The following is a 13513-nucleotide window of genomic DNA, read 5'->3' as shown; positions in this document are numbered from 1 at the left end:
TGCTGAGGCAACGCAGGCGCTTGACCGCAAAAGGCAAGGGCAATAGTCTTCGGTCGCTGATCGGCGTGCCAGACATCGGTGGGGGAAGATGAGCGGAAAAACAGTAACACGAGCAGACTTGGCTGAGTCGGTTTTTCGCAAGGTGGGTCTGTCTCGCACAGAGTCCGCCGAGTTGGTGGAAACCGTCATTGACGAAATATGCAACGCAATCGTGCGTGGCGAGAGTGTGAAACTGTCCTCCTTCGCGACTTTTCAGGTTCGCGATAAGAACGAGCGCATCGGCCGCAACCCGAAGACCGGCGAGGAAGTACCGATTTCGCCGCGGCGGGTGATGACCTTCAAGGCGTCCAACGTCCTGAAGCAACGGGTGCTGAAATCGCATCTGAGCCGTAAGGCCAAGCTGAAGCCGGCCTCTCCCGTATCGTAAGCGGGGGGCGGCAACCACAATGTGGTTGAAAACCCATCCATAAGCCGTTGAAATGGAGCCGATTCGTGCGATCATCGCGCGCATCGGTTCATTGCGCTTAGGCTTGCCCCGAGTCGCGTGACATGGAATGGGAACGAAATGGAAAAAAGCCCCGACGCTTTTCGCACCATCAGCGAGGTCGCCGACGATCTCGATCTGCCGCAGCACGTCCTGCGCTTCTGGGAGACGCGCTTCCAGCAGATCAAGCCGATGAAGCGTGGCGGCGGGCGGCGTTACTATCGCCCAGAGGATGTCGACCTGCTAAAGGGCATCCGCCACCTGCTCTATGATCATGGCTACACGATCAAGGGTGTGCAGAAGCTGCTGAAAACCAACGGTAACAAGTTCGTGGCGGCCATCGCCAGCGGCGACCTTGCGACCGTCGAGGCATTGGCCGCCTCGAGCAACGAGGAGCCGCCACCGCCGAAGGCGGGCCTGTCTGAGGAGGATCAGATCGTCGGTCGCGCCAAGGCGCCAGCCAGCCGCCGCTTTTTCTCCTTCGGCGGCGGCAACGACGACGTTCCGGAAATCTCTCTCGGCAAGTCATCGTCGGTCGGCAAGGAAGATCGGGCGCTGCTTCAAGAGGCGCTTTACGATCTGCTAGAATGCAAGCGTTTGCTCGATCAGGCCCGGTAACTGGCGCCTGCTGATTCGAGAGCGAAGGGTGGGCCTCTGCGGCCCAGAGTCGCAGAACACGGCAAGAGTGATTTGATTTGATCGCGCTGCCGGTCCGCCGGCAGGTCGCAGCGGCCAGTTGGCCCGAAGCGATCGAACATGTTTTCGATCGCGGCCCATAGTCGATGCCACTTCGCCGAAGCAGGTGCTCTACGTTGGCCTTAAATAGACCGTGTAACCGCTTGATCGACTCCGATTTGAAGGGCTATGCAGGAGGCGTTCAACCGTCGCCTTGCTCGACGGTCATCCTGACGCGCCGCCTGAAAGCGCCGGCTGACTGATTGAGAGAGTAGGCCGCCTGACCTAAGGCATCTTGTACAAAAGTGCGCAGCGGCCTTGTAATCCGACATGCGCAAACACAGACGCTTAAAGCGCAGCCAACGTTACTGAACGGTCGCGACACACTTTGGGGTGCCGGATCTCGATTCCGCAGGAGATTGGCGGTCTCGGGAGGCCGCCCCGCATGTCAGGCAGCGTTCAGATCCGCAATCTCGCCGAACTGAACCAATAGGCGAGGGCTGCTCATATCGCCGCTTTCTTCATCCACCTGGACGGCATAGGCGGCAACGCCGACATGCCTCGGCGCCATGGCCGCCGCGACCTTCTCTGCGCCGGCCGCCGTTGTGGCAGCGCGCATCTCGCCTGGCGCCAAGCCACCGCGAACGCGCTTGAAGGGCATTACGATGAATTTCTCTGACATATGTGAACTCCGATTTGTTCTACAAATGTTCCTATGACGACGAGAAGTCAACGTCTTAGTTCTGCGGCAGGCTGATTAGTCTCTTGCGGAGTGACCCGATGGCTTTTCGGATAAGGCGGTCGGCTTTGCGAAGGGAACCTCAGGGGCGCTCTGCACCGAGCCCTGTCCGCATCGAAGTCTGTGTTGAGGTACAGCGAGCGCTACCGACCGGAGATCTCGAAACATCCTTGAAACTTTCGTGGGGCTTTTCGCTCCGCTTTCCGCTTATCCACGCCGTTTATTCCTTTTTCCGGCCAAGCCCGAAATTCGCGCTTGCGCTCTAAGCGTTGAGAATATAGGGATTTCCTCGGTCCGGAGCGTAGCGCAGCCCGGTAGCGCACTTGACTGGGGGTCAAGGGGTCGTGGGTTCGAATCCCGCCGCTCCGACCATTTCAATCACCAAGCCCCCAAGGGGTGATTGATAAAATTCCTTCGTTTGTTGATTTTCCGTTGTCGCCAACTAGGCGGCTATACGGTGCCGCCAACTCGCCGTCTAAGCGTCATAGGCCGAGTATCCGATACCTGGTCTTACGCCTGGCATCGTTCCAGCACATACGGAACAGCATCAATCGGCTGTAGAGGGATGCGGGAGGAAGCTTGTCTTTGAGCTTGTAGCAGCCGATCGTGTATTGCCATCGAGCTCGAATTTTTGCCGTGACGGATGTCACCATGTATTTTTTATCGGAACCGGACCCTTCGGTGAATTCATAGGCAGGGCCGTCCGTGTACGCGACCAGATCGCGAACGACGAACTCCGTGACGACATAGGAGCTAAGCGCCCAGACCGCGCCCTCGTACCATCGCTTGAGAATGATCTCGTTGGCTGCAGAAGAGCGGAAGACGCCATAGATCCACTCTGATGGATACATGAGATTCCGTGGCACTCTGCCGCGCAGATAACGCTCCTTGAAGCGGAAAATGTCCTGGTTCGGCTTGACGTGTGTTATTTTTGCGCCGTTGATGCGGTCGACGTTGCCCACCGCCAGCATTTTATTCGGATCCTCATCCAGCGAGGCGACAAGTTTCTGCAGGAAATCCGGTGTTGACGTGTCGTCGCACGCGCGAAGGCAGAAGTACTCGCCTTCGCAGGCGCCCAGTCTGATCGCTTTGGCAAATTGCTCGAGCGCGCTCAGAAAATTCTCGTTCTGAATAACGGAAAATCGCGGATCTCCTGCGCAAAATGCTCTGGCGATCTCTAAGGTGTCGTCGGTCGAGCCATTTTCGAGGATGAGCGCCTTGAACTCGTGCAGGGATTGGTCCGCAATGCTCCGCAGACTCCGCTCGAGCGTTTTTGCGCCATTATGGACCGGAAAGACGACGACGATCTTGGATTTTTCAGGCATGGCTAGAAGTGTTCACCGTCCAGGCTCAGTCGGGGCAATTGGCGTAATGAAGCCGAGGTCGAGCAACTGCTGCGAGCCGGTAAACTTCATGGAATCGTCGGACCGTAGTTGCAGCGTCCCTTTTTTCGCGATGACGTCCGTCATCTTCGAATACGCAGCCGCATTGTCGAAATATTGCCCGTCGCGTGCAGCCTCTTTTATTTCCTTCTCATAGTCTGAGAAGAATTTGAAATGGAGCAGGGCGCCCATCATGGTCGCGAAGTTTCTGCGGTAGGGCAGCGGTTGATGTATGCTCGGGCCAAAGCGACAGTCGTCGTCCCAGTATATCAAGGGATACTTGATCAACTCGAGGTCGGCGTCGAACTCCCGCTTGCGCGCTCCGCCCTTGATTGAAATCGCCCGTTTGGTGGTAGACAGCGTGTACCCGGAGCTATCGAGGTGGTCGGCGATTTCCCAAGGTGCGCGGGAGCTCAGCAGATTGGCGTCCGCCTTCGATAGGTCAGCGGGATACATGTCGAGCATCGGCGCCGGCAGTCTCAGCGCGCCTGCCTTCTCAAGGCAGTGTATAACGGGCCAGAGTGTTCTGGCTTCGAACCCGTCATAGACAAGGAATTCGTCGGAATCGACGTTGACGTACCATCTCGGGCCTCCGTAAAGGCCCAAAAGTGTCTCGCGCCACGCTCGGCCGCGGCGTGCATCCTTGTACCGAACGGGAGAAACCCATAGGTCGACGTCCTTCTGTTTGAGCAGGAATTCCCTTGTTCCGTCCGTGGAGGCGTCGTCCACGCAAATGAAGCGCGTTACACCTAGCTGCCGATAGTGCGAAACGAATGCGGGAACCAGCTTTGCGTCGTTGTGCGTCAAGAAAACCAGCGGCAGTTCGTCGGGATATAGTGACGTCTGGCCGTGATGGCTGACGCAGCGCAGGCTGATGGAGGTTGCCTTTCGACGTTCGCGTCGCTCGACCTTCAGCGTCTCGTACCATGTGGAGAGACGTTCAAGCATCCCCCTATCAGCGATGGATGTCGCGTCGGTATGAGCCCTGAAGGGATAGTTGATTTCGGCCATTCCCGCCCCAGTGCAGCTGCCAGATACTGTTTGGACTTAGATCAAAAGCTCCGGTTTCGCAATGTTGAGGGAATGTTATGCGCCTCTGCCTCCGTCCACTCGGTCGAATGGCTGTCCCCTGGTCACTCTGAAGTCGACTGCCTCTTACGCAGCGGAGAAAATCGTATTAACAAGCAAGAGTACAATACAGGGGAGAGGCATGAGACGTTTTCTTCGGTCCGTCCGAAAGAAATTCCGCTACGCAACCAATGCACGCGTCGTGACAATTGATGGGATCCAACTGGTTTCTGATCAATCCCGCGTTCCCTCGACGGTCAGGGACCTTATGTACCGTGAGGTCTATGAGGATACCGAGCGGAACATATTGCTAAAGCTGCTGAAGCCGGGATCGAAAGTCCTGGAAGTGGGAACGGGCCTTGGATTTATCGCGCTTCTCGCAGCGCGTATCTGTGGCGCGAACAACGTTCTGACCTATGAGGCCAATTCGACCCTGGAATCTCTGATCAGGGAGAATTTTCGCATAAATGGCCTCACCCCGACGCTTCGCATGAAGGCCATGACATCGGACGGCAGGACGCTGACTTTCTATCAGAGCGACAACATCATTTCCTCCAGCACCTTTGACAGGGAACTGCCGGGGACCAAGGTGGAAGCCCAGAGCGATGCGTTTCCGATGGTGATGAAGCAATACTCGCCCGATGTTCTGATCATGGACGTCGAAGGTGCGGAAGACGAGTTGCTGCGCATTGAAGACTTCGGCTCCGTGCGGCACATTCTGGTCGAACTGCACCCCCATATCATCGGGGAGGGAAAAGTGCAGGAACTGAAAGACCTTTTGAAACAGAAAGGCTTCCAGCAAGGAGAAAGCGACCGCAAGACCTTCCATTTCTATAGGCGATAGCGGCTCGCGGCGAAGCGCTATGCGGCCGGTGCGAATGGGTTCATGCGATCGGCTTTACGAGCTTGCCTTGATGCATGTCGTCGTCCCGAACCGTTGCGCACTTTCCGGCGGCGTGCATTAGGCAGTTAGCCGCGCGCGTCGCCGTTCCGCCAGCTTCCAATAGAGCATCTCGGTCCGGTCGAGCATTGCGTCGAGCGTGAAGCGCTCTTTGAGGCTGTCGGCTGCCGCTGCGAGCTTCCTGAAGGTGGCTGGCGCAGCGGACGCGGCCATGGTCTTGGCAAGCTCCGAGATATCGTCGGTGTTCTGCACGATGAAGCCGTTGTGACCATCCTCGATCACGGTTCGTGCGCCACCGATATCGCTGGCAATGATCGGCTTTCCGGCCGCCGCCCCCTCGAGCATGACGTAGGACATCGCCTCGTAGCGGCTCGGCATGACCAGCACATCGAAGGCAGGGGCCGCTTGCGGACCTGTGAAGGCGGAGGTCAGGTGCATCCGGTTCTGTAGGCCACTCTCGGAAATGGCGTTGCGAACCGTGCCTTCGAGCTCGCCGGCACCAACCATGACGAGATGACTGTTTTTCACCGTCGCGGCGATATTCTTAAAGGCGGCAACGAGCCGTTCTGGCGCCTTCTGGGTCGTCAACCGACCGATGAAACCGAAGACGAATGCGTCCGGTCCAATGCCGAAGCTTGCACGGATGGTCGCTGCCATGTCGGGTGAAGGCGGGGCGACGCCATTGACGATCACCGACATCCGCTCTTCCGGCATGTACAGGGACAGGGCGTGGGAACGCTCGTCGTCGGAAACGCAGATGAGATGGTCGGTATAGAACCAGGCGAGACCCCATTCGATCGCACCATAGATCACCCTGCCGCCGAGGCCGAGCGTTGGGTCCAGCGTACGGAATGCGTGCGGCGTGTAGATGCGTGGCATATGGCGACCGGGCAAGCGCAAACGCGTCAGCGCTCCGGCCTTGGAGCTGTGGCCGTGAACAATATCGAATGGGCCATGATCGCTCATGATCCGACGCAGCGCCAGGAAGGCTGGGATGTCGGTAGGCCCCGGGGCACGCTTCATATCGACGGCGTGGACGGCGGGAAGGCCAATGGCCTTGAGCTCGCGCACGAAGCTTTCCTCGGCTCGCACCGGAGAGTAGACCGCCTCGACATGATGCCCGCGCAGATGCATGCCGCGGCAGAGATCGATGAAATGTCGGCCCGATCCGCCGCCACTCGGCTCGAGGACTTCAAGCAGGCGCAGTGGCGCGGCGGGGCGATGTGGCAAAGGATATTCCATGTTCATTGCTGCCATCCGGCCCGCATTGTTCGACGATGGCGGTATTCGAGGGCGGCACATCCCCAGATGATGCCGAGAAGCATGTAGAAATGACGCCAGTGATCGGTATCGATGACATTCCCGACGCCGACATGACCGATCAGCGCGACCCAGGCGATCATCAGATAAGCCTGCCAGGGGCGCTCGAGCAGCAGGAAGCGGAAACCGAGCGACAGCGTCCAGATGATAAGCGTGACGTAGCTGACGAAACCGAGCCAGCCATAGGATGTCAGCGACTTCAGCCAGACGTTATGTTCGTCTTCCGGAAAGATCGTGCTGAAGACCATCGGACCGATGCCGAGCGGCTTCTCCATCGACATCAGGAAACCGATACGGTGGCGGTCGAAGCGGCCGAGATGGCCGCCGTCATAGTCTTGCACGAGTTGCGAGCGGCTGGAAAAGAGCGTTGCGACCTGCTCCGATTGTAGCGCGGCCAGCAGGGCGCTGACGACGAAGACACCGCCGACCAACGCGATCACGAGGATGCGCAAGCGGAAGAGGCCGTTGCGCTCCTTGAGCAGCATCACGAAGACGAAGGCAACCACGCAGAAGAGGTTGAGCGCCCATGCAGCACGTGAGAACGACAGGAACACGCCGAGCGCCAACACCAGAAGCGCGGCGATCTTGGGCGGGGCCTTGTGGATCGGCTGCGTCAGCAAACCGTGGATCAGATAGAGTCCGGGAACCGACAGGAATGGGCCGAACACGTTCGGGTCCTGGAAGGCGCCTTTGGCGCGGTCGTAGAGCGTGAAGTTTTCAGCGCCCGGGATTGCGCCGAAATAGCCGAGAATACCAAGCAGGGCGGTCAGGACGGCAGCCGTGACCCAGGCGTTGAAGATCAGCCGGAGCCGCTGGTAGCGATCCTCGATGATGGCGGCGTAAAAGACGGCGGACAGTGCCAGAAAGCCGGAGACCGCCATATACATCGGCCCCTTGCTCAGGTCGACCATCGTCATCAGCGACAGGATCCCGCCGATCATGAACAGGGTGAGCAGAGTGAGAAGCGGCGCGATATAGCGCGAGATTTTCAGGCCGAAGAGCGCCCAGAGCCCAATGAGGACCACCAGGAACAGTTCGTAGGGCGCCGGTTCGGCAATCACGAAACCCGACAGAAACACCACAAGCGCAACCAGCCATGAGCCGAAGAGGGAAAGCGCGGCGAGCTGGGGTCTAAAGACGATCGGCGGTGGTGTGTCGACGGTGCTCAATAGGCATTTTCCGTGTTGAGCAGCCGGAACGGCGTCAGGAACAGGATCTTCAGGTCGAAGAGCAGCGACCAGTTCTCGATGTAGTGGAGGTCGAAAGCCGTGCGCAGGCGGATCTTGTCGTCATTGTCGATCTCGCCGCGCCAGCCGTTGATCTGCGCCCACCCGGTCACGCCGGGCTTGACGCGGTGACGGGCGAAATAGCCTTCGACGACGTCGGAATAGGTGCGGTTCTGCGTCTGCGCCAGCACGGCGTGGGGGCGCGGGCCGACGAGCGAGAGCTCGCCCTTGAGCACGTTGAAGATCTGCGGAAGCTCGTCGATCGAGGACTTGCGGATGAAGCGCCCGACCGCGGTGACGCGGGGGTCCCCCTTCGTCACCGCGTTGCGGGCGCTCGGGTCGCTCAAATGTGTGTACATCGAGCGGAACTTGTAGACCTCGATGGTCTCGTTGTTGAAGCCGTGGCGCTTCTGCTTGAAGATGATGGGGCCAGGCGAGGTGGCTTTGACCGCGATCGCAGCCCCCAGCATCACCGGCCACAACAACACCAGGGCGACGATGCTGAAGAAGATGTCGAAGCCGCGCTTGGCGACGGAATCCCAATCTGCGATCGGTTTGTCGAAGATATCCAGCATCGGCACTTCACCGACGTGGGAATAGCTGCGGGGCCGGAAGCGAAGGTTGTTGGCGTGCGCTGCAAGACGGATGTCGACCGGCAGTATCCAGAGCTTCTTCAAGAGCTGCAGGATGCGTTTCTCCGCCGTCAACGGCAGCGAGATGATCAACATGTCGATGCGCGCCAGGCGTGCGAATTCCACCAGTTCGTCGACCGTCCCGAGCTTGGGGTAGCCGGCAATGACATTCGGAGACCGACGTTCGTCGCGATCGTCGAAGATGCCACAGATCCTGATGTCGTTGTCGGTCTGATGTTCGAGTGTGCGGATCAGGTCCTTGGCCGGCTGTCCGCCGCCGACGACGACGGCACGACGCTCCATCGTTCCGTTGCGGGCCCAATGCCGGATGGAATAGGCAATGAATGCGCGTTCTGCCACGAGGAAGAGCGCGCCGGCGACGAACCAGCCGCCGAACCACACACGCGAATATTGGTGACCGGACTTGAGAAAGAAAAGCGCGATGGCAATGCCGCCGAATGCAATCGCCCAGGAGGCGAGGATACGCGGAGTGAAGCGCAACCAGGCGCGAAGAGCAGGGACTTGGTAGGTGTCGGCGATCTGCATCGCGGCAACGGCGAGCGCGGAGCCACCAATGAGGATTGCGAGGTAAAGCGGCAGCTGATCGAAGCCGGGCTGCACATAGAGCGCATTGATGGCATAGCCGATGGCGAACAGCGCGCAGAATTCGAAAAGGCGCATCAGGCCCATGATCATGGCGGGCGAATAGGTGTCTGCGCGGAACTGTTCGGCAATCTGTCGGGCGAGGGGGTTGAGCTCCGTCGACGGCTCGCCGCTGGCCTTTTCGTCCGGCGCACGGGTACGGATCTCCGAAATCTTCTTGCGAAGCGCTTCGGGGTCGAAGGCTTCCGACCGCTTAAACTCGTTCATGGCTTCCTTCCGGCACTGAAGTCCTCAGCCGGGATAGCAGAAAGCCACTAAGAAACGCTTACGTTGCAGCCTGAGGCGTGATCGGAGCCGATTGGTCCCGGCACAAATCCCGATAGAGCCGCAGCACCTCCGCCGTCATGACCGAGGCCGCGAAGCGGGACTTGAATGTCTTCGGGTCGGGCATCACGCGCGCGGACCAGTCCTTCTCGACGATTGCCGAAGCCATGATCGTGGCAAGTGACTGCGCATCTGCCGCCTCGGCAAGAGCCGCGCTGTGCGTGCCGAGGATTTCCGGTATACCGCCGACGCGGCTGGCAATCACCGGCTTCTGCGCCGCCAGCGCCTCGAGCACGATGTAGGGCATGGATTCTGCCCGGGATGGAATGACGATGTTTCGTGCCAGCGCAAAGGCCTCGCGGGCGTTCATGGCAGGGCGCATGGTGATCCGTCGCCCGAGGCCCTGCTCGAACGTGAGGTCGCGGTATTCCTGCTGCTGTGGGCCGTCGCCGACCATCAACGCTGAGAGCGGCCGTCCGACAAGCCGCTCTGTGCGGGCAAAGGCATCCACAAACAGATCGGGACCCTTCAGGTCCCGCATCATGCCGATATAGAGGAAGTCGGCCGCATCTGGCCGCGCCTCCACGGCCTCGAACTCGCGATCGTCGATGCCGTTGTAGATCAGCTCGTAGTGCTCGCGCGGCTCGCCGACCTTGGAAAAATAGGTCTGGCGTTCGAAATCGCAGACGAAGACGAGCGCGTCGGTGAGGCGTTCCTGGAGCCGCTCCAGCGGGAAGACGATCCGCCCGACAAACGACTTCGGGCTGTAGTGGAGACTGCCACCGTGGGGGGAATAGAGGCGGGCTACGCGATACCTGTTGACCCGCAAGGCTGAACCGATGAGGCGGGCTATGGCGCCACCTTTGGCGCCGTGCCCATGCAGCACATCCGGTCGCAAACTTCTGATTTCCTTATAACCGCGCCAGAGCGCGGCAAAATCCCTCGGACCGATCGAGCGATGGATCGGCATGCGTACGAGGCCTAGTGCCAGATAGGGCCGGATTCCGTCGAAGAGCGAATCCTCATAGGATCCGCCAGTGGTACTGTCGCAGAGGATACCGACCTGATGACCTGCTGCCGCGTGCGCCTCCGCCAGGTCGCGCACATGGCGGAAAATACCACCGACGGGCGATCTGAAGCAGTGAATGATGCGCAAGGGACGCTGCGGCTGCATCGAGATCAGAACAGCCGTTCGCGAATGTAAATCGTATCTCCTGCCAGTACGGCATCGGTAATCGGCACGCGGCCGGTGATGATCCGGCCGTTGATCTTGCGCGTGACGTCGGCGCTGGCCTGGTTGGCGCGCGGCGAGAAGCCGCCGGCAACCGCAATCGCGTTCTGTATCGTCATTCCCGGCACATAGGCATATTGCCCTGCCTGGCCGACTTCGCCCATGATGAAGACCGAGCGATAACGATCGACTTCGATGGTAACGTCCGGATCGCGCAGATAGCCCTGTTTCAACTTTGCGGCGATCATGCCTTCGAGTTCGGGCAGTGTGTGGCCGCGCGAGGCAACGGTGCCGATGAGCGGGAAGGCAACGTAGCCTGCCTGGTCGACCGTATAGGTTCCGCTGAGGCCCGCCTGCTCGAATACGTTGATGCGCAGCCGGTCGCCGCTATCCAGCCGATAGGGCTGGATCGTTGCTTCGCTGAACGCTTTGGGTGCCGGCTGATAGCTTGTGCAGCCGCCGAGCAACATCGACAGTGCTGCCACCGTAATAGCGAGACCCGTCTTCATACCTGCGGTTGACATGCTGCTCTTGGGCTCCGGAAACGACCACCTCTTTCGTCGTTATCGATCCGTTAGGGTTAATAGCTGGTAAACTCGCAGTAGAATTTTCAACGGGCGCCTGCGGCAGAGGAGGGGCGAAATCGCCCAGAGGTTGAGCGGCCATTAACCCTTGCGTTACCATGTTCATTTACCCTCCAGCGAGATTTTAAGGTTCGGAGCCAGAAGCATGTCGGGAAACGGCAGCGGACAACAGGATGTGGATATCGATCTCGGCGGGCTGTTCCGCGCCGTGTGGGATCGACGCGTCAAGGTATTGCTCGCCACGGCGTGTGTTGCAGCGCTTGCTTTTGGCGCCGCGAAGATGATGGCACCGGACTATCAGAGCGAGACGCGCGTCCTCATCGAATCGAGAGAGCCTGAATTCAGCGGTTCCAACCAGAACGCGCAGACCGGGTCCGACCGCGTCTTCGACGAATCCGGCATTCTGAGCCAGGTTCAGGTGCTGCGTTCGGCCGACCTGATCAAGCAGGTCGCGCGGAACATGAAGCTATACGAGCAGAAGGAGTTTGATCCTTCGGTCGATCCTTCGGCGGTTTCCGATCTGATGGTCATGTTGGGCCTGAAGAAGAACCCGCTGGAAATGCCGCCAGAAGAGCGAGTGCTGAAAGAGTTCACTTCGAAGCTGCAGGTCTATCAGGTCGAGAAGTCGCGCGTGATTGCGATCGCCTTTACCTCGAAGGATCGACAGCTGGCGGCCGCGATACCCAACGAGATGGCAAAGGTTTTCCTTTCGCTGCAAAGCGGCGCGAAGCTCGACACCAATTCGGAAGCCAGCCGTTGGCTTGAGCCGGAGATCGCCAATCTGCGCGAGAAGGTGCGGGATGCCGAAGCCAAGGTGGCGGCCTATCGTTCGTCGTCCGATCTGTTGCCAACCGGCGAGACCACGAATTTTGCAACCCGGCAACTCACGGATATATCGACCGAGCTGACCCGCGTGCGCGGAGAGCGGGCCAATGCCGCGGCGCGCGCCGAAGGTGTGCGGGCGGCACTGGCGAGCGGCCGCGAGGCTGATACCATCGCCGACGTCGTTGGTTCGCAGATGATCCAGCGTCTCAAGGAGACGGAAGCAAATCTGCAAGGGCAGGTGGCCGACCTTTCTACCACGCTTCTGGACGGCCATCCGCGGCTGAAGGCCCTGAAATCGCAGGTCGAAGGTATCAGGGCGCAGATTCGCTCAGAAACCCGCAAGATCCTCAGCAGTCTGGAAAACGAGGCGAAGGTCGGCGAGTTGCGCGAGCAACAGCTGACGCAGCAGCTCAACGCACTCAAGGCCAAATCGGCTCAGGCCGGCGAGGAGGAGGTGGGCCTGCGGGCGCTCGAGCGCGAAGCGACCGCCCAACGGCAACTGCTCGAGACCTATCTGGCGCGCTACCGCGAGGCGACGTCGCGCACGGTCGAGAATGCGACACCTGCCGATGCTCGTGTCATTTCGAGTGCGGTCGTTCCGACGGGTGCGAGCTTCCCGAAGGTTATGCCGATCACCATCGTTGCAGCGCTTGCGACCTTCCTTCTGAGCTGCATTATCATCATGCTCGGGGAGTTGTTCAGCGGTCGGGCCTTGAGGCCGGTGTCAGCCGGTGCCGAGCGGCCGCCGGTCCGTTCGCGGCCGGCAATTGCCGCCGTCGCTGCTGCGGATGGTTTCGATGAGCGGAAGCTCGATATCTCGCCCGCATTGAACGACCCCGTCGACCTGCCGCCGTTGGCGCCACTGGCCGCGGCCGACGACGACGATGTTGCCGACGATCCGAGCGGCGAGGCAGCCGAACCGGATTTCTCGATCGAAGCGGTTGCCGATCACCTGCGTGAAAACGGAGTGCGGATCGCAATCTCTGTTTCGCCCGGCGGCGACGAGGGTTCGACGGCGACCGTCATGCTGGCGCGCCTGATCGCCGAAGAAGATCGCAAGGTCGTGTTGATCGATCTGACGGGCTCTGCCTGCCCGACCCGCCTGATGGCGCGCTCGGCGCAGCTGCCTGGCATCACCAACTTGCTGGCGGGCGAGGTGGCGTTCACCGAAACCATCCATGCCGATCGGTTCTCCGACGCGCACATCATCCCGCAAGGCGATGCCGATCCGCGGCTCGCGATGCGCGGGATCGAGCGGCTGCAGATGATCATCGATGCGCTGACCAACGCCTATGATCTGGTGCTGGTCGAATGCGGACCGGCCGACGAGGGGGCCGTCGACAAGATAGCCCGTCGCGACGGCGCGGAAATCATCCTGTCGGCGCCGGCGGTCAGCGAAGAGAGAATCGTTGAAGTCCTGACCGGCTTCGGCGAGGCCGGCTATAGGGACGTCGTGCTGATGACCGGGCGCGGCGAACCCGGCCCGGATTATCCCGACCGCCACGCGGCCTGAGCCGAG

General features: G+C 60.0%; 12 protein-coding genes and 1 tRNA gene. 5 read left to right on the top strand and 8 right to left on the bottom strand.

Annotated features, from left to right (window positions below):
• The first annotated feature begins 88 nt into the window (after positions 1-88).
• A complete protein-coding gene (locus ABIE33_RS01905) occupies positions 89-427 on the top strand; it encodes an integration host factor subunit alpha (protein ID WP_025426536.1) in 339 nt (112 codons plus the stop codon).
• A 138-nt stretch (positions 428-565) separates the two neighbouring features.
• Positions 566-1102, top strand: a complete 537-nt coding sequence (locus ABIE33_RS01900; RefSeq protein WP_176352049.1) for a MerR family transcriptional regulator — start codon at positions 566-568, stop codon at positions 1100-1102.
• A gap of 505 nt (positions 1103-1607) precedes the next feature.
• Here the strand turns inward: ABIE33_RS01900 and ABIE33_RS01895 are convergent.
• Positions 1608-1841 carry a hypothetical protein gene (locus tag ABIE33_RS01895; protein ID WP_429120673.1) on the bottom strand — a complete coding sequence of 78 codons (234 nt, stop codon included), beginning with the start codon at positions 1839-1841 and terminating at the stop codon, positions 1608-1610.
• A 352-nt stretch (positions 1842-2193) separates the two neighbouring features.
• Here ABIE33_RS01895 and ABIE33_RS01890 point away from each other — a divergent pair.
• A tRNA-Pro gene (locus tag ABIE33_RS01890) sits at positions 2194-2270 on the top strand.
• 110 nt (positions 2271-2380) lie between these two features.
• Here the strand turns inward: ABIE33_RS01890 and ABIE33_RS01885 are convergent.
• Both ABIE33_RS01885 and ABIE33_RS01880 read right to left on the bottom strand, forming a co-directional pair.
• A complete protein-coding gene (locus ABIE33_RS01885; RefSeq protein WP_429120670.1) occupies positions 2381-3223 on the bottom strand; it encodes a glycosyltransferase family 2 protein in 843 nt (280 codons plus the stop codon).
• A gap of 12 nt (positions 3224-3235) precedes the next feature.
• A complete protein-coding gene (locus tag ABIE33_RS01880) occupies positions 3236-4228 on the bottom strand; it encodes a glycosyltransferase family 2 protein (RefSeq protein WP_429123028.1) in 993 nt (330 codons plus the stop codon).
• Positions 4229-4490: 262 nt separating this feature from the next.
• Here ABIE33_RS01880 and ABIE33_RS01875 point away from each other — a divergent pair, with 262 nt between their 5' ends.
• A complete protein-coding gene (locus ABIE33_RS01875) occupies positions 4491-5192 on the top strand; it encodes an FkbM family methyltransferase (RefSeq protein WP_429120667.1) in 702 nt (233 codons plus the stop codon).
• A 117-nt stretch (positions 5193-5309) separates the two neighbouring features.
• Here the strand turns inward: ABIE33_RS01875 and ABIE33_RS01870 are convergent, their stop codons facing one another.
• Genes ABIE33_RS01870 through ABIE33_RS01850 form a run of 5 tightly spaced genes read right to left on the bottom strand, consistent with a single transcriptional unit; the run spans position 5310 to position 11109 of the window.
• Complete coding sequence (locus tag ABIE33_RS01870; RefSeq protein ID WP_429120664.1) at positions 5310-6497, bottom strand: glycosyltransferase family 4 protein; 1188 nt, start codon at positions 6495-6497, stop codon at positions 5310-5312.
• On the bottom strand, positions 6494-7738 hold the full coding sequence (locus ABIE33_RS01865) for an O-antigen ligase family protein (protein ID WP_429120661.1): 1245 nt from the start codon (positions 7736-7738) through the stop codon (positions 6494-6496). The genes ABIE33_RS01870 and ABIE33_RS01865 overlap by 4 nt, the downstream gene beginning before the upstream one ends.
• Positions 7735-9297, bottom strand: a complete 1563-nt coding sequence (locus tag ABIE33_RS01860) for an undecaprenyl-phosphate glucose phosphotransferase (protein ID WP_429120658.1) — start codon at positions 9295-9297, stop codon at positions 7735-7737. The genes ABIE33_RS01865 and ABIE33_RS01860 overlap by 4 nt, the downstream gene beginning before the upstream one ends.
• Positions 9298-9355: 58 nt before the next feature.
• On the bottom strand, positions 9356-10528 hold the full coding sequence (locus ABIE33_RS01855) for a glycosyltransferase family 4 protein (protein ID WP_429120655.1): 1173 nt from the start codon (positions 10526-10528) through the stop codon (positions 9356-9358).
• A gap of 5 nt (positions 10529-10533) precedes the next feature.
• Positions 10534-11109: a polysaccharide biosynthesis/export family protein gene (locus ABIE33_RS01850; protein ID WP_025426545.1), complete on the bottom strand. Its 576-nt coding sequence runs from the start codon at positions 11107-11109 to the stop codon at positions 10534-10536.
• A 205-nt stretch (positions 11110-11314) separates the two neighbouring features.
• Here ABIE33_RS01850 and ABIE33_RS01845 point away from each other — a divergent pair, with 205 nt between their 5' ends.
• Positions 11315-13507, top strand: coding sequence for a GumC family protein (locus ABIE33_RS01845; protein WP_429120652.1), 2193 nt, complete (start codon positions 11315-11317; stop codon positions 13505-13507).
• Positions 13508-13513: the final 6 nt, after the last annotated feature.

Origin of the sequence: Ensifer sp. 4252, assembly GCF_050434565.1 — a bacterium.
Classification (GTDB): Bacteria; Pseudomonadota; Alphaproteobacteria; order Rhizobiales; family Rhizobiaceae; genus Ensifer.
This window is presented reverse-complemented; position numbering and strand designations above follow the sequence as displayed.

What these genes read in the sequence shown, in the direction of transcription:
- ABIE33_RS01905 (WP_025426536.1), top strand. Translation starts at nt 89, where the DNA reads ATGAGCGGAAAAACAGTAACACGAGCAGACTTGGCTGAGTCGGTTTTT.
- ABIE33_RS01900 (WP_176352049.1), top strand. Translation starts at nt 566, where the DNA reads ATGGAAAAAAGCCCCGACGCTTTTCGCACCATCAGCGAGGTCGCCGAC.
- ABIE33_RS01895 (WP_429120673.1), bottom strand. Translation starts at nt 1,841, where the DNA reads ATGTCAGAGAAATTCATCGTAATGCCCTTCAAGCGCGTTCGCGGTGGC.
- ABIE33_RS01885 (WP_429120670.1), bottom strand. Translation starts at nt 3,223, where the DNA reads ATGCCTGAAAAATCCAAGATCGTCGTCGTCTTTCCGGTCCATAATGGC.
- ABIE33_RS01880 (WP_429123028.1), bottom strand. Translation starts at nt 4,228, where the DNA reads ATGCTTGAACGTCTCTCCACATGGTACGAGACGCTGAAGGTCGAGCGA.
- ABIE33_RS01875 (WP_429120667.1), top strand. Translation starts at nt 4,491, where the DNA reads ATGAGACGTTTTCTTCGGTCCGTCCGAAAGAAATTCCGCTACGCAACC.
- ABIE33_RS01870 (WP_429120664.1), bottom strand. Translation starts at nt 6,497, where the DNA reads ATGAACATGGAATATCCTTTGCCACATCGCCCCGCCGCGCCACTGCGC.
- ABIE33_RS01860 (WP_429120658.1), bottom strand. Translation starts at nt 9,297, where the DNA reads ATGAACGAGTTTAAGCGGTCGGAAGCCTTCGACCCCGAAGCGCTTCGC.
- ABIE33_RS01855 (WP_429120655.1), bottom strand. Translation starts at nt 10,528, where the DNA reads ATGCAGCCGCAGCGTCCCTTGCGCATCATTCACTGCTTCAGATCGCCC.
- ABIE33_RS01850 (WP_025426545.1), bottom strand. Translation starts at nt 11,109, where the DNA reads ATGTCAACCGCAGGTATGAAGACGGGTCTCGCTATTACGGTGGCAGCA.
- ABIE33_RS01845 (WP_429120652.1), top strand. Translation starts at nt 11,315, where the DNA reads ATGTCGGGAAACGGCAGCGGACAACAGGATGTGGATATCGATCTCGGC.